General features: G+C 72.6%; 17 protein-coding genes. 15 read left to right on the top strand and 2 right to left on the bottom strand.

What is annotated here, in order from left to right:
• Positions 1-6: 6 nt before the first annotated feature.
• The 15 genes from AB0F13_RS24100 to AB0F13_RS24030 all read left to right on the top strand — a co-directional run bounded on the left by AB0F13_RS24100 (position 7) and on the right by AB0F13_RS24030 (position 14,938).
• Complete coding sequence (locus AB0F13_RS24100; protein WP_362085959.1) at positions 7-1,020, top strand: hypothetical protein; 1,014 nt, start codon at positions 7-9, stop codon at positions 1,018-1,020.
• A complete protein-coding gene (locus AB0F13_RS24095) occupies positions 1,017-2,120 on the top strand; it encodes a beta-ketoacyl synthase N-terminal-like domain-containing protein (RefSeq protein WP_362085956.1) in 1,104 nt (367 codons plus the stop codon). Before AB0F13_RS24100 ends, AB0F13_RS24095 begins: the two co-directional genes overlap by 4 nt.
• Complete coding sequence (locus AB0F13_RS24090) at positions 2,117-2,539, top strand: hypothetical protein (protein ID WP_362085953.1); 423 nt, start codon at positions 2,117-2,119, stop codon at positions 2,537-2,539. The genes AB0F13_RS24095 and AB0F13_RS24090 overlap by 4 nt, the downstream gene beginning before the upstream one ends.
• On the top strand, positions 2,536-3,051 hold the full coding sequence (locus AB0F13_RS24085) for a beta-hydroxyacyl-ACP dehydratase (RefSeq protein ID WP_362085950.1): 516 nt from the start codon (positions 2,536-2,538) through the stop codon (positions 3,049-3,051). The genes AB0F13_RS24090 and AB0F13_RS24085 overlap by 4 nt, the downstream gene beginning before the upstream one ends.
• Positions 3,048-3,791, top strand: coding sequence for a 3-oxoacyl-ACP reductase FabG (gene fabG, locus AB0F13_RS24080; protein ID WP_362085947.1), 744 nt, complete (start codon positions 3,048-3,050; stop codon positions 3,789-3,791). The genes AB0F13_RS24085 and fabG overlap by 4 nt, the downstream gene beginning before the upstream one ends.
• Positions 3,788-4,480: a DsbA family protein gene (locus tag AB0F13_RS24075; RefSeq protein ID WP_362085944.1), complete on the top strand. Its 693-nt coding sequence runs from the start codon at positions 3,788-3,790 to the stop codon at positions 4,478-4,480. Before fabG ends, AB0F13_RS24075 begins: the two co-directional genes overlap by 4 nt.
• Complete coding sequence (locus AB0F13_RS24070; RefSeq protein ID WP_362085941.1) at positions 4,477-6,921, top strand: amino acid adenylation domain-containing protein; 2,445 nt, start codon at positions 4,477-4,479, stop codon at positions 6,919-6,921. The genes AB0F13_RS24075 and AB0F13_RS24070 overlap by 4 nt, the downstream gene beginning before the upstream one ends.
• 16 nt (positions 6,922-6,937) lie before the next feature.
• Positions 6,938-7,933, top strand: coding sequence for a TauD/TfdA family dioxygenase (locus AB0F13_RS24065; RefSeq protein WP_362085938.1), 996 nt, complete (start codon positions 6,938-6,940; stop codon positions 7,931-7,933).
• A gap of 49 nt (positions 7,934-7,982) precedes the next feature.
• Positions 7,983-9,026, top strand: a complete 1,044-nt coding sequence (gene sbnB, locus AB0F13_RS24060; RefSeq protein ID WP_362085935.1) for a 2,3-diaminopropionate biosynthesis protein SbnB — start codon at positions 7,983-7,985, stop codon at positions 9,024-9,026.
• A gap of 30 nt (positions 9,027-9,056) precedes the next feature.
• Complete coding sequence (gene sbnA, locus AB0F13_RS24055; RefSeq protein ID WP_362085932.1) at positions 9,057-10,094, top strand: 2,3-diaminopropionate biosynthesis protein SbnA; 1,038 nt, start codon at positions 9,057-9,059, stop codon at positions 10,092-10,094.
• Between the two features lie 369 nt (positions 10,095-10,463).
• Positions 10,464-11,291 carry a hypothetical protein gene (locus tag AB0F13_RS24050; RefSeq protein WP_362085929.1) on the top strand — a complete coding sequence of 276 codons (828 nt, stop codon included), beginning with the start codon at positions 10,464-10,466 and terminating at the stop codon, positions 11,289-11,291.
• Between the two features lie 244 nt (positions 11,292-11,535).
• A complete protein-coding gene (locus AB0F13_RS24045; RefSeq protein WP_362085926.1) occupies positions 11,536-12,186 on the top strand; it encodes a LuxR family transcriptional regulator in 651 nt (216 codons plus the stop codon).
• 154 nt (positions 12,187-12,340) lie between these two features.
• On the top strand, positions 12,341-13,093 hold the full coding sequence (locus AB0F13_RS24040) for an alpha/beta fold hydrolase (RefSeq protein ID WP_362085923.1): 753 nt from the start codon (positions 12,341-12,343) through the stop codon (positions 13,091-13,093).
• Positions 13,090-13,824: an IclR family transcriptional regulator gene (locus AB0F13_RS24035; protein ID WP_362085920.1), complete on the top strand. Its 735-nt coding sequence runs from the start codon at positions 13,090-13,092 to the stop codon at positions 13,822-13,824. The genes AB0F13_RS24040 and AB0F13_RS24035 overlap by 4 nt, the downstream gene beginning before the upstream one ends.
• Before the next feature lie 85 nt (positions 13,825-13,909).
• Positions 13,910-14,938, top strand: coding sequence for a polyprenyl synthetase family protein (locus tag AB0F13_RS24030; protein WP_362085917.1), 1,029 nt, complete (start codon positions 13,910-13,912; stop codon positions 14,936-14,938).
• A 107-nt stretch (positions 14,939-15,045) separates the two neighbouring features.
• Here AB0F13_RS24030 and AB0F13_RS24025 read toward each other — a convergent pair whose 3' ends face one another.
• Complete coding sequence (locus AB0F13_RS24025) at positions 15,046-15,369, bottom strand: hypothetical protein (protein WP_362085914.1); 324 nt, start codon at positions 15,367-15,369, stop codon at positions 15,046-15,048.
• A 51-nt stretch (positions 15,370-15,420) separates the two neighbouring features.
• A complete protein-coding gene (locus AB0F13_RS24020; RefSeq protein WP_362085911.1) occupies positions 15,421-15,732 on the bottom strand; it encodes a hypothetical protein in 312 nt (103 codons plus the stop codon).
• Positions 15,733-15,833 lie beyond the last annotated feature (101 nt).

The following is a 15,833-nucleotide window of genomic DNA, read 5'->3' as shown; positions in this document are numbered from 1 at the left end:
TCAGCGATGGGCCCGACGCCCGATCAAGCGGTGACGGCGCTGCTGGAGAACCCGAGCACGGCGCGGCTGCGCCCGGTGTTCGAGGGCAACAACATCAGCTTCGCGATCGGCTTCAAGCACATCAACTACGTCGCCGAAGCGGCCGTGCTGAACCACTTCCGCGAGGCGGGGCTGCCCGCGGGCGTGCTCTACCGGAGCTTCGGGCTCGGCTTCGACGTCGTGGACATCCACTCCCGGCTCGGCGCGCTGCTCGCGGTCGACGACGAGGTCGAGGCACGGGTCACCCCGGCCGTCAAGGACGGCGACGACCGGTTGACGTTCAAGGTCGAGCTGTTCGTCGAGCGGGACGGCAAGCGGCTCAAGTGCGCGGGCTCGACCGTGCGGGTGGCGCTGCGGATCGACGACCACATCAAGGCCGAGGAGCCCTGGCCGGCCGGCCTGGAACGGTTCGCGGTGCAGCGGCTCGGCACCGGCGCGCGCCGCGCGCTGACGGCCGCGCCCCGCCCGTACGGCAGCCTCTCCGAAGGACGTGGCGTCACCGGCACCGGCGACCCGGTCCTCGCCGAACTCATCGGCGAGTCAAACGCGTTCGGCTGGCGCTGGCGCATGCCCTACTTCTACTGCCACTTCAACGAGCGTGTGCAGATGTCCGGCTTCCTGCGGATCATGGAGGAGGCGGAGGACCTCTTCCTCGCCGACCGGGGCCTGGCCATCAAGGAGGTCCTCGACACCCGGAACTGGATCCCCGTGGTCACCCAGTCCCGCATCGAGCTGCTCGACGAGACCCGGATGGAGGAGGAGCTCCACACCGTCTACACCATCGAGAACGTCTTCAAGAACCTCCTCTACACGGCCCGCATGGACTGCTACGTCATCCGTGACGGACTCCTCGTGCAGACCGCCACCGGCACCATCACCCACGGCTACCTGACCGAGACGGCACCCAATCAGTGGGAGATGGCGACCCTCGACGAGGACACCGTGGCCGCACTGTCCACCCCGAGGAGGGCGGCGGCATGACGACGGACGTCCGCACACCCCCGGTGATCTCCGCCTGGTCGGCGGTCTCCCCCTACGGGCTCGACGCCGAGGCGCTCCGCGAGGGCCTGCGCTCGGGGAGGTCCACGGCCGCCCCGCTCGACGCCGGACGCTGGCGCGTGCCCGCCGGCCACGCGCACCTGGTGCCCGGCTTCGAGACGCGCGAGGTGCTCGGCAAGAAGGGCACCCGGTCCATGGACCGCGTCACCGGCCTCGCCGTGTCCGCCGTCGGCGGGCTGCTGGACCAGCCGGGCGCCGCCCGGGAGACCGAGACCGGTGAGCGGGCCGCGCTGGTCCTGGGCACCACCACCGGCAGCGCGGCGAGCATGATGGACTTCACCCGCAGCTCGCTGGAGGGCGAGCGGCCCTATGACGTCGATCCCGCCGTCATGCCCAACGCCGTCATGAACTGCGCCGCCGGCCAGTGCGCGATCTGGTACGGCATCCGCGGCCCCAACACCACGCTCGCCGGCGGCCGTGCGGCCGGCCTGCTCGCCGTGAACTACGCGACCCGGCTGCTCGCCACCGGCCGCACCGACACCGTGCTGTGCGCCGCCGCCGAGGAGTTCTCCGCGGCCCGTTACTGGCTGGAGCGGCACAGCCGCGGTGCGGAGGCCCCCGAGTTCGCCCTCGGCGAGGGCGCCGCCGTCCTGCTGATCCAGCCCGCTGGCGCGGGCGGCCCCGGCCGCCGGCCACTGGCCGAGATCCTCGCCGTACGGACGCGGGTGGCGGACGGACCACGGGTCCGTACGGTCCTGGAGGCGTGCGTGCGCTCCGCCCTGGAGGCCGCCGGGGCGCGGCCCGAGGAGGTGTGGGCGGCGAGCCCCGGCGACGCGCCCGGCCGCCTCGGCGCCGTCGAGCGCGACACGCTCGCCGCGGTCTGCGGACCGGCGGCCCTGGAACGCGTCCCGGCGGTCGGCCGCCTGGGCGACGTCTCCGCGGCCTCCGGCGTGTTCCAGATAGCGATGCTGCTGGCCACTGCCGAGGCGACGCCGGAGGCCGCGGGGCGCCTGGCCGTCGTGACCTCCGCGGACCGCGACGGCTCGCTGGCCTGCGCCGTACTGCGGCTGGTCGCGTCATGACGGGCACCGGTCACACCGCCGTGGCCGCCCCGGCCACCCGGCCGAGCCCCGTGGCCGGGGACGTGCGGATCGTGTCCGCGCGCGACGCCGACGGCAGGGCCGCCGCCCGCGTCGCCGTCACCGCGGCGGAGCCGGTCTTCGCGGGTCACTACCCCGACTTCCCGATCTTCCCCGGGGTGTGCGTCGTGGAGTGCGCGCACCGCGCCGCCACCGCCACCGCGCCCGGACCGGCCGAGCTCGCCGCGGTGGTCTCCGCGCGGTTCGCCGGGGCCGTGTACCCGGGCGACGTCCTCGACATCGCGCTTGCCTGGCGCCCGGACGGGGACGGCTGGCGCTGCGACGCCACCGTCACCACCGAGCGCGGCAAGGCCGCCTCCGTACGGCTGCGGTACCGCGCACCGGGAGGTGAACCGCGATGAGCGCACCTTCCCTTCCGCCGCCCCGGGTGACGGACCTGCTGCCGCACCGCTATCCGATGCTGCTCGTGGACCGCGTCCTGGAGCTCGTCCCGGGCGAGAGCATCCGCGCGATCAAGGCCGTCACGTACAACGAGCCCTGGTACGCGGGCCTTTCGCCCGACGCCGACACGGCCTATCCGGCGTCCCTGCTCATCGAGTCCTGGGGGCAGGCGGCCGGGCTGCTGGCCGCGGCGGCCGCCCCGGACGCCGCCGGGCAGGTCATGCTCTTCGGCTCGGTCGCCGACGCCGAGTTCCCCCTCCCGGTCCACCCGGGGGACGTGATCGAGCACCGGGTGCGCATCTCCCACACGCTCACCGACTCGGTGATCTTCGAAGGTGTCAGCCGCCGCGGCCCGGACACCGTGCTGTCCGTGGCCCGGATGGTCATGGCCTTCCGGCCCGCGGACCGGCTCCGCACCCCCACCACCCCTGCCCGGCCGGAAGCCGGACGAGACAGAGAGGCGACCCCATGACCGAGGACAGGCCCGTGGCGCTGATCAGCGGCGGCTCCCGGGGCATCGGCCGGGCCGCGGTGCTCCGGCTCGCGGCGGACGGCTACGACGTCGCCTTCTGCTACCACTCGCAGGCGGAGGCGGCCGAACTGCTGGTCAAGGAGGCCGGTTCCCTGGGCGCGAACGTCGCCTGCCACCGCGTGGACGTCAGCGACCCCGACGCCGTGCGTGCCTGGGTGACCGCCGTGGAGAAGGAACTCGGGCCGGTGCAGGCCGCGGTGACCTCCGCGGGCATCACCCGGGACAAGGCGATGGTGATGATGTCCGACGACGACTGGCGCGCCGTCCTCGGCACCAATCTCGACGGAGCCTTCCACGTCTGCCGCGCGGTGGCCTTCGGCATGATGAAGCGCCGCTCCGGCAGCATCGTCAACATCTCCTCCGTCGCCGGCATCTACGGCAACGCCACGCAGACCAACTACGCGGCGTCCAAGGCCGGCATCATCGGCTTCTCCCGCTCCCTGGCCAAGGAGACCGGCCGCTACGGCATCCGCGTCAACGTCGTCGCGCCCGGCTTCGTTGACACCGACATGGTCGCCGCGGTCGCCGAGCGCGCGCGGGAGGCGGCGCTCGCCAACGTGGCCCTGGGCCGCATGGGCACCGCCGACGAGGTCGCCGAGCTCGTCGCCTTCCTCGCGGGGGACCGGGCCGGCTACATCACCGGTTCCGTCTTCCAGATCGACGGCGGGATCGCGCTGTGAACCGCAGGAAGAAGAACCCCAGGTGGTATTTCTCGCTGCGCAGCCCGTACTCATGGTTCGCCTACCGCGACCTGAAGGAGCGCTACCCCGACGTCCTGGACTCGATCGAGTGGATCCCCTACTGGGAGCCCGACGCCGAGTCCGAGCGGCTGCTGGCCGAGGGCGGCGTCACCCTGCCCGTCATGCCCATGCACCGGGCGAAGAACTTCTACATCCTGCGTGATGCCCGCCGGTGGGCCCACGCCCGCGGCTGGACGGTGACCTGGCCGGTCGACCGCGCGCCGCACTGGGAGGTCTCGCACCTGGCCTACCTGGCCGCCGAGGAGAAGGGCAGGGGACGGGAGTTCGTCGACCTGGCCTACCGGGCGCGCTGGAACGAGGGCCTGGACCTGGCCGAGCGCACCACCATCGCCAAGATCGCCGCCGAGCTGGGCATCGACCCGGCCGTCGCCGACGCCGTCGACGACCCCCGGCTGCGCGCCAGGGGCGTGGCATGCCTCATGGCCGCCTACCACGACGACGCCTTCGGGGTGCCGTACTTCGTTCACGGCCGGGAGGGCTTCTGGGGCGCCGAGCGGGTCTCGGCCTTCGTGGCGGCCGTGCGCGGCGAGGCCTGGGACGGAACCACCGACGCGCCCTTCCACGCCCCGGCGGTCAGCGCGGGAGCCCGACAGGAGACGGACGCATGACGATCACTGGCACTCCCCAGCGGCTGATCCCGCGCTGGGCACGGCCGTCCGGCGGCCCGGCCGCGTTCGCCGGGCTGTCCCGCCCCCTGCCCGTCCGGCTCGCCGCCCGGGTCCGGCTGCTGGCCCGGCGCTCCGGCACCAGCTGGGAGTCCGCCGCGCTCGCCGCGCACACGGTGGTGCTCGCCGCCCTGAGCGGCGAACAGGGCCTGACGACGGGCCGCGTGCCCGTCGCGGACCGGGAGGCGCCGGGCGGCCCCCGGCCGTGTTCCCTGTCCGTGGACGGTGCCACCTGGCGGGACCTGCTGGCGCGGGCCGGCAAGGCCGCCGCCGAGCCCGCCGAGGGCACCTTCGAGACGGTCCTCGACCTCGGCGGCGCGTACGCCGCCCCGGAGGGTTCCGCCGTCGTACTCGCCACCTCGCTGCGGACCGCACCCGGTGGCCCGCACCTGCACCTGGCGTACCGCACCGACGTGCTGGACGAGGAGGCCGCGGCCCGCGTCGCCGGGTACTACCTGACGGCGCTGGAACGAATGACACAGCGGCCCGACGACCCGTACCACGAGGGCGGGCTGCTGTCCGAGGACGAACTGCGCCACCAGCTCACCGGGCTCGCCGGGCCCGTGCGCGAGGTCCCCGACCGGCGCTTCCACGAACTGTTCGAGGAACGCGCCGCCGCCCACCCCGGCCGGACCGCGGCCGTGCACGCCGGCAGCAGCCTCACGTACGGCGAACTCAACGCCGCCGCCAACCGGATCGCGCACGCCCTGCTCGCCCGCGAGCTGGGCCCGGAGCCGGTGGTGGCCGTGGTCACCGAGCGCAATCTTCACTGGCTGACCGCGGTCGTCGGCATCCTCAAGGCCGGAGCGGCCTACCTGCCCATCGAGCCGCACGCCCCCGCCGACCGCATGGCCAGGACCCTGCTGCGCAGCGGCTGCCGCCTGGTGCTCACCGAGGCCACCGGCCGCGGCACGGTGGAGCAGGCCGCGGGGGAGCGGACGGAACTCCTCGACATCGCCGCCGCCCACCGCGAGGGGCACCCCGCAACCGACCCCCGGGTGCCCGTCGGCGCCGGTCAGCTGGCCTACCTCTACTTCACCTCGGGCTCCACTGGTGAGCCCAAGGGCGCGATGTGCGAGCACGCCGGCTTCGTCAACCACCTCTACGCCAAGATCGACGACCAGGGCATCACCGAGGGACAGGTGGTGGCGCAGACCGCTCCGCAGTCCTTCGATATCTCCCTGTGGCAGCTCCTCGCGGCGCTCGTCGTCGGCGGCCGGACGCTGATCGTCGAGCAGGAGGCCGTCCTCGACGTCGACCGCTACCTGGACACCGTCGAACAGGGCGAGGTCGCCGTCCTCCAGGCCGTCCCCTCCTACCTGGAGGTCGTCCTGGCACGACTGGAGGCCGTACCGCGCGAACTGCCCGCGCTGCGCTGCGTGTCCGTCACCGGCGAGGCCCTCAAGAAGGAACTCGCCGTGCGGTGGTTCGCACGGTTCCCCCAGGTCCCCCTGATGAATGCCTACGGGCTCACCGAGACCTGCGACGACACCAACCACGAGGTGATGACCGCTCCCCCGGCGGGCGACTCCGTGCCGCTGGGACGGCCGGTCAACAACGTGACGGTCTACGTCGTCGACGAGCACCTGCGGCCCGTGCCGCTGGGCGCGCCCGGCGAGATCGTCTTCTCGGGGGTCTGCGTCGGCCGGGGCTACGTCAACGACCCCGAACGCACCGCCGCGGCCTTCGGCTCCGACCCCCACCGTCCCGGCGCGCGGCTCTACCGCTCGGGGGACTTCGGCCGCTGGACACCCGAGGGCACGCTCGAATTCCTCGGCCGCCGCGACGCCCAGGTCAAGATCCGGGGATTCCGGATCGAGATCGGCGAGATCGAGAATCAGCTGCTGCGGCTGCCGGGCGTGCGCGACGGCGCCGTCGTCGTCGTGGAGAGCGCGGACGCGGGCCGGCACCTGGTCGCCTTCCAGGCCGGCTCGGACGAGCCCGCCGAGGCGCTGCGCGAGCGGCTCGCCCGCGTGCTCCCGGAGTACATGGTGCCGCGCCGCCTGGAGCGCCTGGAGGCACTGCCGCTCACCGGGAACGGCAAGACCGACAAGCGGGCCCTGACGGCCCTGGCCGCCGAACGGGGCGAGCCGGAGCGCCGGCGCGAGGAGCCGCGCTCCGATGCCGAGCGGCGGCTCGCCGAGGCGTGGGCCGCGGTCCTGCGGCTGCCGGCCGGCCAGCTCGGGCGCGACGACGACTTCTTCGACCGGGGCGGGACCTCGCTGTCGGCCGTGCAGCTCGTCGTCCGGATGGAGCGCGCGTTCACGCTGCGCGACGTGCACCGCCACCCCCGGCTCGCCGACCTCGCGGGGCTGCTCGACGCGGGGAGCAACAGGGTCGCGGACTCCGCCGCACCCGCCGAGACCAGTGAAACGAAGAACTGAGGAAATGACCGGACCCATGGTTGAGACGTCGACCCCGACGCGGAACACCCCGTACACGGTGCGGACGGCCGAGGGCCGCCCCGCGATCCTGGAGCCGGACCATCCGGCGCCCGCCGACCCCGCCGCCTGGGCCGCCGAGCACCGCGCCTTCCTGCGCGCCGCGGTCGCCGAGCACGGGGCCCTGCTCGTGCGCGGCCTGGGCCTGCGGGACGCGCCTGCCGTCGGGCGCGTGGCCCGGGAGCTGCTGGACGAGGTCGTCACCGAACGCGAGGGCTTCGCGGCGCGGCGGATGCTGGCCGACGGCGTGTACTCCTCGTCGGAGTGGCCCGCCGACCAGCCGATGTGCATGCACCACGAACTGAGCTACGCCCGGGAGGTCCCCGGCACGCTGCTCTTCGCCTGCCTGACGGCCCCGGCCTCGGGCGGGGTGACCGGGCTGGCCGACGCCCACGAGGTGCTCCGGGCGCTGGACCCGGCGCTGGTGGCCCGGTTCGAGCGCGAGGGCTGGCTGCTGGACCGCAACTACACCGACACCGTCGGCGTGGGACTGTCCGCGTCCTTCGGCTCCGCGGACCGCGCGGACGTCGAGGCGTACTGCGCCGACCGCGGCATCGAGGCCGTCTGGCAGGGCAACGGCGACCTGCGCACCCGCCAGCGTGCGGAGGCCGTGCTGACCCACCCGGGCACCGGCCGCCCCGGCTGGTTCAACCAGATCGCCTTCCTCAACGAGTGGACGCTCGACCCGGTCATCCGCGAGTACCTGAAGTTCGAGTTCGGGGAGGACGGGCTGCCGTTCAACTCCCGCTACGGCGGCGGCGGTGCCCTCGACGAGGACACCGTGCTGGCCATCAACGCCGTCTACGAGCAGCACACCCTGCGGGAGCCGTGGCGCCCGGGGGACCTGATGATCGTGGACAACCTGCGGATGGCGCACAGCCGGGAGCCGTACGAGGGCGAGCGCGAGATCGCCGTCGTCCTCGGCGACCCCGTGGCACGGCCCGGCCGTGCCTGACACCGTCCCGCCCACCACCCTTCGCAGCATCCCGGAATGGAGCCAACCCATGTCCCCGCAGCCTGTCGTGCCGCCGTTCGCCGTCATCACCGGCGCACAGGTGTCCGAAGTCCTCACCGGCAGCGAGAAGGAGGTCGTAGGACTGGTCGAGGAGGTGTACCGGCTGCACGGCGCCGGCGACACGGTCAACCCGCCCTCGTACTTCCTGCGCTTCCCCGACCGGCCGAGCGCCCGCATCATCGCGCTGCCCGCCGCCGTCAGTGGTGAGCGGCCCACCGACGGCCTGAAGTGGATCTCCAGCTTCCCCGAGAACGTCGCTTCCGGCATCCCGCGCGCGTCGGCCGTGCTCATCCTCAACGACTACACGACCGGCTACCCCTTCGCGTGCCTGGAGAGCTCCATCATCAGCGCGTCCCGCACCGCGGCCTCCGCGGCGCTGGCGGCCGACCGGCTCAGCCGGGGCCAGCGCCCGCGGCGTATCGGCTTCATCGGCACGGGGCTGATCGCCCGTTATATCCACGCCTACCTCGAGGCGACCGGATGGACCTTCGACGAGATCGGCATCCACGACCTGTCCGACGACCACGCCCGGGCGTTCGCCGGCTACGTCTCCGGGCGCTGCGGCGACACGCCGGTGGTCGTGCGCCCGACCGCCGAGGAACTGATCCGTGAGTGCGACCTCGTGGTCTTCGCGACCGTCGCGGCCGCCCCGCACGTGCACGACCCGTCGTGGTTCGCGGGCAACCAGCTCGTCCTGAACGTCTCGCTGCGCGACCTGGCGCCCGAGATCCTGCTGGCCTCGGCGAACATCGTCGACGACGTGGAGCACTGCCTCAAGGCGAACACCTCCCCGCACCTGGCCGAACAGCTCACCGGCAACCGGGACTTCATCGACGGCACCCTCCACGACGTCCTCGAGGGCCGCATCGAGCTGCCCGACGACCGGCCCGTCGTCTTCTCGCCGTTCGGCCTCGGCGTGCTGGACGTCGCCCTCGGCCGCTACGTGCACGACCGGCTGCAGGAGGCGGGCCGGCTCGGCGTCGTCGACGGCTTCTTCCACGAGCTCGACCGCTACGGACACACCCGCGCCTAGGCAGCGCTCCAGACGAATCGCGGTGATGAAGTGCCGGTCATATCCGACCCGCACGAGATCAATGTGGACGACCTGTTCGTCGATCTCGCGCCCACTTTCGACGTTCCGCTCTACCTCAAGTGCGAGGGGCTCAACCTCGCGGGCTCCGTCAAGCTGAAGGCCGCCCTGGAGATGGTGCGCGCCGCCGAGCGCGGCGGGCTGCTGACGCCGGGAGCGATCCTCGTCGAGTCCTCCTCCGGCAATCTCGGCATCGCCCTGAGCATGATCGCGGCCAGCCGGGGCTACGGATTCCTGTGCGTCACGGACTCCCGCTGCAACCCGGCCAGCCGCCGGCTCATGGAGTCCTTCGGCGCCCAGGTACATGTCGTCACGCGCCCCGACAAGGAGCGCGGACTGCTGGGCGCCCGCATCGACTACGTGAGCCGGCTGTGCGCGTACGACTCGCGGTACGTATGGCTCAACCAGTACACCAACGCGAACAACTGGCTGGCGCACTACCGCGGTACGGGTCCGGCCATCGCCGCCCAGTTCCCCGAACTGGACGTGCTGTTCGTGGGGGCCGGCACCACCGGCACGCTGATGGGCTGTGCGCGCTACTTCCGCGAGCGCGAGCGGCCGGTGACCGTGGTGGCGGTGGACAGCATCGGCTCGGTGACCTTCGGTGGGCCCGCGCTGCCGCGCATGATTCCCGGCCTGGGGGCGGGCGTGCGGCCGCAGTTGCTGGACTCCGGCCTGGTCGACGACGTGGTGATGGTGCCGGAGCGGGACACGATCGACACCTGTCACGCCATGGCCCGGCGCGGCTTCCTGTTCGGCGGCTCCACGGGGACCGTCGTCAGCGGCGCGCTGCGCTGGCTCGCCGGGCGGCCGCCCGGCGAGCGCCTCACGGCCGTGGCGATCGCGCCCGACATGGGGGACCGCTACCTCGACTCGGTGTACGACCCGGACTGGGTGCACCGGAACTTCGGCACCCCCCGGACCTGGGACGGTCCCCTGTCCACGGCGCTGTCACCGGCACCGGCACCGCCGCCGGCCGGGGTGGCGCGGCTGACGACGAGCCCGGGCTGACCCCGGCCGGCCCCATCGACAGGAAGGCCGTGAATTTCTGTTTTCTTCCCTGCCCGGAATCCCGGAATTCTCCATTCCTTTTATGGAAATGGCATTAATCGGACTGTGGGGTCACCTTCAAGCATCAACTGACGTTGACGATCTCCGCAGCCCGAACTAATGTCGGTCGAGCCGGTGTCCGTGGGGGGTGTCGAGCGTTTCAGTGGCGTTCGGCCCGGAAGGACCCGGCTGCCCAGGGGGGCGGCTTTCGGATCCGGCGCTTCATATTTCTTGCGGTGGAATTCAACGACCGGCCACCCAGGCACTGGATGGTTCGGTGTGCGATGGGTGGGGGCACCTGCTGCACCGCAACGGGGGAGAGTAGCCGAAATGTTGATGCTGTCCACATATTCACCATGCGAGAACACCGCTGCCCTGCGGGACGCACCCCGGCCGGGGAGCGAACGGCCCGACGGCACGGCCGACCAGATGGAGCGGGCACTGCTGTGCGCGCGGGAACTGATCGACTCGACGGTCTCGATGTACCGCCGGATGCCGGGGCGCAACCCCCTCGTGGTGAAGGCGGACGATGAGGCCGCTGTCGAGAACGTCGTCGATGTGCTCTTCGCCCGGGCCCGCCACAGCCTGAGCCTGGCCCTGCCGGGCAACGCCGGAAACGCCGCACTGGGCGCCGCTGCCCTGGCCCGGTTGCGCGGTGCCCGGCACCCCTCCGTCACCACCCGCCTGCTCTGCACCCCGCGTGGCCTGATGGCACCGACGGTCGCTCCCGTGCGCAAGCTCTCGCCCCGCCTCGAGACGCGGGTCACCGAAAGCGTGTTGCGGGAGGTCCTGATCGCCGACGGCCGGACCGCCCTGATCCGGTCCCATCGGGGCCCGGCCGACGACCACGTGGTCATCGTCGAGGACCCCGCCGCCGCTCGTGCCCTGGACCTGCTCTTCGCCGGAGTCTGGAGCGGTGCTCTGCACCCGGTGGACCACGCCTGGATGAACGAGCGGCTGAATTCGGACGTGACGCGGCGCATCCTTGAACACCTGCGCGACGGCAGCACCGACGGCGTGGCCGCCCGCGAGGTCCAGGTGTCCCTGCGCACCTATCGCCGCCGCGTGGCCGAGATCATGCGGGAACTGGGCGCCAATTCGCGGTTTCAGGCCGGAGTGCGCGCCGTGGAGCTGGGACTGCTGTCAGCCGGTGGCTGAGCCCCGGAACGGCGTGACGCGTGCGTTTTCTTTACCTGTTCTTGAAAAGATCACGGGGGTGAGTACTGTGCTGCGATCGGCACCGGCTGGTCCGGAGCCCGGAGCCGGAGACACCGGTGGGGAATGCAGACCCATCGGCGAGACGGACGAGGAATTCGAGAGACAACTCCTCGAGATCGGTGCCCTCATCGAGTCCACCGTCGGCAAACACCGCGGCCGTATGCGCGGCGATTCACTCGTCAGGATGGTCGATGCGGGGGAGGAGACCCTCTCCCTGGGCCGCGGACTGATCCGGCGGGTGGTGGAGAGCGTCGACGTGGTCCTCGCCTCCGAGGCCGACCATGCGACGGCGGTGCTCGACGCCCTGACGGAGTTGTTCACCCGGCGCGAGGACGCCGTCAGGGTACGGCTGCTGTGTGCTCCGGCCTCGGCCGACTGGGAGTTCGTGCGCAGGTACGCGATCGAGCGGCGCTGGGCCGCGGTCCGGATCGCACGGATCCCCCTGCTCTCGGCCGTCATCGTCGACGGCTGCGAGGCCCTGGTGTGCGCGGACTCGGCCGTGGGGCGGCGCGCCTCCCTCATCCGTGCCGCTGATGTCACTCAATCACTGCTCACCCTCTTCGACGGCGTCTGGCGTAATTCCGTGGACGTGGCGGTGCCGATCGAATTCGGTGACCGCACTCGTACGGAAACCGCCCGCCGCATTCTCGAACAGCTCTACGCGGGCGCCACCGATGAAGTGTCCGCGCGTGAACTGTCGATGTCGGTCCGCACCTATCGCCGGTACGTCGCGGAAATCATGACCGTGGTGGGGGCGTCCTCACGATTTCAGGCAGGCGTGCGGGCCGCGGAACTCGGCCTGCTTCCCAATATTTCGCAGCGTCATGGGCCCTGAGCGAAGCGGACATCAGAAAATTCGTACCACTGGCAGGTTCCTGTAACGCTCGTTGTCGCCGTCCCGGCGCCACGGTTAGACAGGAACATCGGAAATTCAGGCGCCGCGAGGGTCGCGGACGGTTGATTTACCCCTGACGCGAGGTGCTCAGAGGATGACGGTCGGCATCGACAGCAGATGGTTCCGCAGGTACGGGGCGGCCGCCGGGCTGCGCAGGCGGCTGCTGGTCCTGCCGCACGCGGGCGGGTCGGCGAGCTTCTTCCACGCCTGGGGCTCCGCCTTCAGCAGTGACACCGAGGTCCTGGTCGCGCGCTACCCCGGGCGCCAGGACCGGCTGGACGAGTCGGGCGCCGGCAGCATGGAAGCGCTCGCGGACGAGGTCACCGCGGCCCTGCTGCCCTTCCTCGACGTACCGCTGGAGATCTTCGGCCACAGCATGGGCGCGTCCCTGGGCTACGAGCTCGCGCTCCGGCTGGAGAGCCGGCACCTGGTGGTCCCCCGGGCGCTCCATGTCTCCAGCCGCAAGGCGCCCCACCGGCTCACCCCCCGGCCGCTGCACCTGGCGGGCGACGACGCGCTGATCGCCGAGGTGCGCAGGCTCGGCGGTACCGACAGCGCGCTCCTGGACGACCCGGACCTCCGGGAGCTGGTGCTCCCCGCGCTCCGCGCCGACTTCACCATCGTCGGCACGTACGGCCCGCGCCGCCCGGTTCCGGTCGGCTGCCCGGTCCACGCGTACGTGGGCGACACGGACCCCGCGATCACCGAGGACGACATGGCGGCCTGGTCCGACGTCGCTCCCCGGGGCTTCACGCTCCGCGTGCTGCCCGGCGGCCACTTCTACCTGGTGGAGCAGCGCGACGAACTGATCCGCGCGCTCTCCCGGCCGCCGGCGGGCACCCGATGAGCACCGCTGCGTCCCTGCGGCCCCGCTACGAGAGCGGCGTCGGCGTACTCGACAAGGCGTCCCTCCTGCTGGGCGTGCTGGAGGACGGTCCCGCCTCGTCGGCCCGGATCGTCGCGGCCAGCGGCCTGTCCCGGCCCACGGTGTACCGGCTGGCGATGGCCCTGGAGCGGCTGCGCCTGGTCACCCGTGACAGCCGGGGCCGCTACATGCTCGGGCCGCGACTGGGCGAGATGGCGGTCGAGGTGCGGGGCGACCGCATGGTGGAGTCGGCCGGCCCGGTGCTCAGCGCCCTGCGCGACCGGACCCGCGCCGACGCCCGGCTCCACCGGCGCCGCGGTGATCTCCAGGTGTGCGTGGCCACGGCCGAGAAGCCCGCGGGCCCCGGCGAGAGGGTGCCGGTCGGCGCGGCCTTCCCGATGACGTCCGGGGCCGTGGCCCAGGTGCTGCTCGCCTGGGAGGAGCCGGACCGGCTGTACGAGGGGCTGCGCCGGGCCCGGTTCACCGCGGACACCCTCTCCGCCGTGCGCCGCCGCGGCTGGGCGCAGAGCGTGGGCGAGCGGGATTCGGGCATCGCCACCGTGACCGCCCCCGTGCGGGGCCGCGACGGCAGGGTGGTCGCCGCCCTGTCGGTCTCCGGACCGGTGATCCGGCTCGGCCGGCAGCCGGGCCAGGCCTACGCGCACCCGGTGATCGAGGCGGCACTCCGGCTCGGCGACCTGTCGGGCTGTTGACATCCGGGCGCCGCCGGCCGTCCGGCGACGGCGCCCACCAGTACAGGACCGGGGCCGTCGGGCCCCGGCCGCGGGGAGGCATAACGTGTCGTCGACGCGAACCGGATTCGGCGGCGCCCAGCTGCTCGACTGGCTCGGGGCCGGTGATCCCGGGCTCGAGGCCCGGCTCCGCCGCCGGGCCGCGGAGGCGGAACGGCGCCTCCAGGCATGCGCCGCGACGGCGCACGACGCCTTCACGGCCGAGGTGGTCGGCTACCTGGTCGCGGCCGGCGGCAAGCGCCTGCGCCCCGTACTGGCGCTGCTGGGCGCCGAGTTCGGCGACCCGGCGACCGGGCGGGCCGAGGACGCGGCGGTGATCGTCGAGCTGGTCCACGTCGCCTCGCTCTACCACGACGACGTGATGGACCAGGCACCCACCCGGCACGGGGTGAGCAGCGTCAACCACCGCTGGGGCAACGGGCTCGCGGTGTACGCCGGCGACTGGCTGCTGGCCAAGGCCGCGCAGCTCGCCGCCGACCTCGGCCAGGCGGCGGCCGTCATGAACGCCCAGGCCGCCAACCGGCTCGTCGACGGCCAGATACGCGAACTGGCCGGGCCCGCCCCGGGCGAGGACCCGCTCGACCACTACTTCGCCGTGATATCGGGCAAGTCGGCGGCCCTGATCTCCATGGCCCTGTGCATGGGCGCGGTACAGGCGGACGCCGGGGAACCGGTCGTCGCCGCCCTCGCGGAGTACGGGGAACAGCTGGGCGTCGCCTTCCAGATCTCCGACGACCTGCTGGACATCACCTCGCCCACCGCGCTCCTGGGCAAGGAGCAGGGCAAGGACCTCGCGGTGGGCGTGGCCTCGCTGCCGGTCCTGCTCGCCCTGGGCGACGAGCGCCCGCACGGTCGTGAGCTGCGCCGCCTGCTCGTGGACGGCGGCACCCCGGACACCGCGGCGCGCGGCCGTGCGCTGGAACTGCTCGCCGCGTCCCCCGCGATGACCGAGGCCCGGGCCCTGATGGACGAGCGCCTCGCCCGCGCCCGGCAGGCCCTCGAGTCCCTCTCCGAGCAGCCCGCGCTCAAGGTGCTCGACGCACTCTGCGACTTCGTGGCCCTGCGCACGGCCTGATTCCGGACCCGCAGCGCACGGCCGGCCGCGGGCCCCGCGGCCGGCCCTCCCCGGCGTCTTCGCTCGCCCGGCCACGGGGCGGCCGTAGCCATCGGGGAGGGCGTTCCTCAGCCGCAGCCGCCCGCGTGCCCTCCGTCCAGGCTCGCGGCCATCGCCGCCGTCTCGGCCTCCAGCGCGTCGAGCGTCCCGCTGTGCACCGCCTCGATGAAGGCGGCCAGCAGATTAGCCCACCGGACTCCGTCGTCACCCGCCAGCGCGGCCCGGTGCGGCTCCAGCACCGGCTCGCCGACGGCCTCCGCGAACACCCCCGGATCCGTGAGATCCCGGCCGTCCCACTGCGCCATGCGGCTCAGCCCGCCCTGTTCCAGCCAGGCGACGTAGTCGCGCTCCATCTTCGCGAGTACATCCGTGTGGGTATTGCTGTCGATCACGGTAGTCCTCTGTATCTGCTCGACGCCGGATTCGGGTACGGGAAGCGGAACTCAGCAGCCGACCAGCCGGTCGAAGCGCGCGAAGTTGAAGGGCAGGGAACTGGTCCGCTTCTCGCCGGGCTGCAGTACGTAGCACGTCTCGTCGATGCGGTTCACGTACCTCACCTGCACGCGCTGTACGGTGCTGCAGTTGTTGGTGACGTCCACCCAGATGGTGCCCGCGGCCCATTGCTTGGCCGTGACACAGCCGGGAACAGATCCACCGGACGCTGTGCCGGTCGCGGCGGCCGCCACCCCCTGAGCGGACACCACGAGAGCCATCCCGGCGGCGGCGGAAGCCACGGCGGTCAGAAATCCACGCATACCGTTTCCCCATTCTTTCTCGCACGACAATTCCCTCCGGCGGCCGTCCCCGGCTGCCGGACAGCTTCATTGAATCCATTCACGATCCGGCCGCCATCCGG

This window comes from Streptomyces sp. NPDC026206, assembly GCF_040638465.1.
Lineage (GTDB): Bacteria > Actinomycetota > Actinomycetes > Streptomycetales > Streptomycetaceae > Streptomyces.
Note: the sequence above shows the minus strand (reverse complement) of the source record. Positions and strands in the feature narration are given on the sequence as shown.

Excerpts from the sequence above, each read along its gene's own strand:
- AB0F13_RS24085 (WP_362085950.1), top strand. The coding sequence starts at position 2,536 with ATGAGCGCACCTTCCCTTCCGCCGCCCCGGGTGACGGACCTGCTGCCG.
- AB0F13_RS24100 (WP_362085959.1), top strand. The coding sequence starts at position 7 with ATGGGCCCGACGCCCGATCAAGCGGTGACGGCGCTGCTGGAGAACCCG.
- AB0F13_RS24040 (WP_362085923.1), top strand. The coding sequence starts at position 12,341 with ATGACGGTCGGCATCGACAGCAGATGGTTCCGCAGGTACGGGGCGGCC.
- AB0F13_RS24020 (WP_362085911.1), bottom strand. The coding sequence starts at position 15,732 with ATGCGTGGATTTCTGACCGCCGTGGCTTCCGCCGCCGCCGGGATGGCT.
- AB0F13_RS24035 (WP_362085920.1), top strand. The coding sequence starts at position 13,090 with ATGAGCACCGCTGCGTCCCTGCGGCCCCGCTACGAGAGCGGCGTCGGC.
- AB0F13_RS24095 (WP_362085956.1), top strand. The coding sequence starts at position 1,017 with ATGACGACGGACGTCCGCACACCCCCGGTGATCTCCGCCTGGTCGGCG.
- AB0F13_RS24045 (WP_362085926.1), top strand. The coding sequence starts at position 11,536 with ATGGTCGATGCGGGGGAGGAGACCCTCTCCCTGGGCCGCGGACTGATC.
- AB0F13_RS24070 (WP_362085941.1), top strand. The coding sequence starts at position 4,477 with ATGACGATCACTGGCACTCCCCAGCGGCTGATCCCGCGCTGGGCACGG.
- AB0F13_RS24050 (WP_362085929.1), top strand. The coding sequence starts at position 10,464 with ATGTTGATGCTGTCCACATATTCACCATGCGAGAACACCGCTGCCCTG.
- fabG (WP_362085947.1), top strand. The coding sequence starts at position 3,048 with ATGACCGAGGACAGGCCCGTGGCGCTGATCAGCGGCGGCTCCCGGGGC.
- AB0F13_RS24065 (WP_362085938.1), top strand. The coding sequence starts at position 6,938 with ATGGTTGAGACGTCGACCCCGACGCGGAACACCCCGTACACGGTGCGG.
- sbnB (WP_362085935.1), top strand. The coding sequence starts at position 7,983 with ATGTCCCCGCAGCCTGTCGTGCCGCCGTTCGCCGTCATCACCGGCGCA.
- AB0F13_RS24090 (WP_362085953.1), top strand. The coding sequence starts at position 2,117 with ATGACGGGCACCGGTCACACCGCCGTGGCCGCCCCGGCCACCCGGCCG.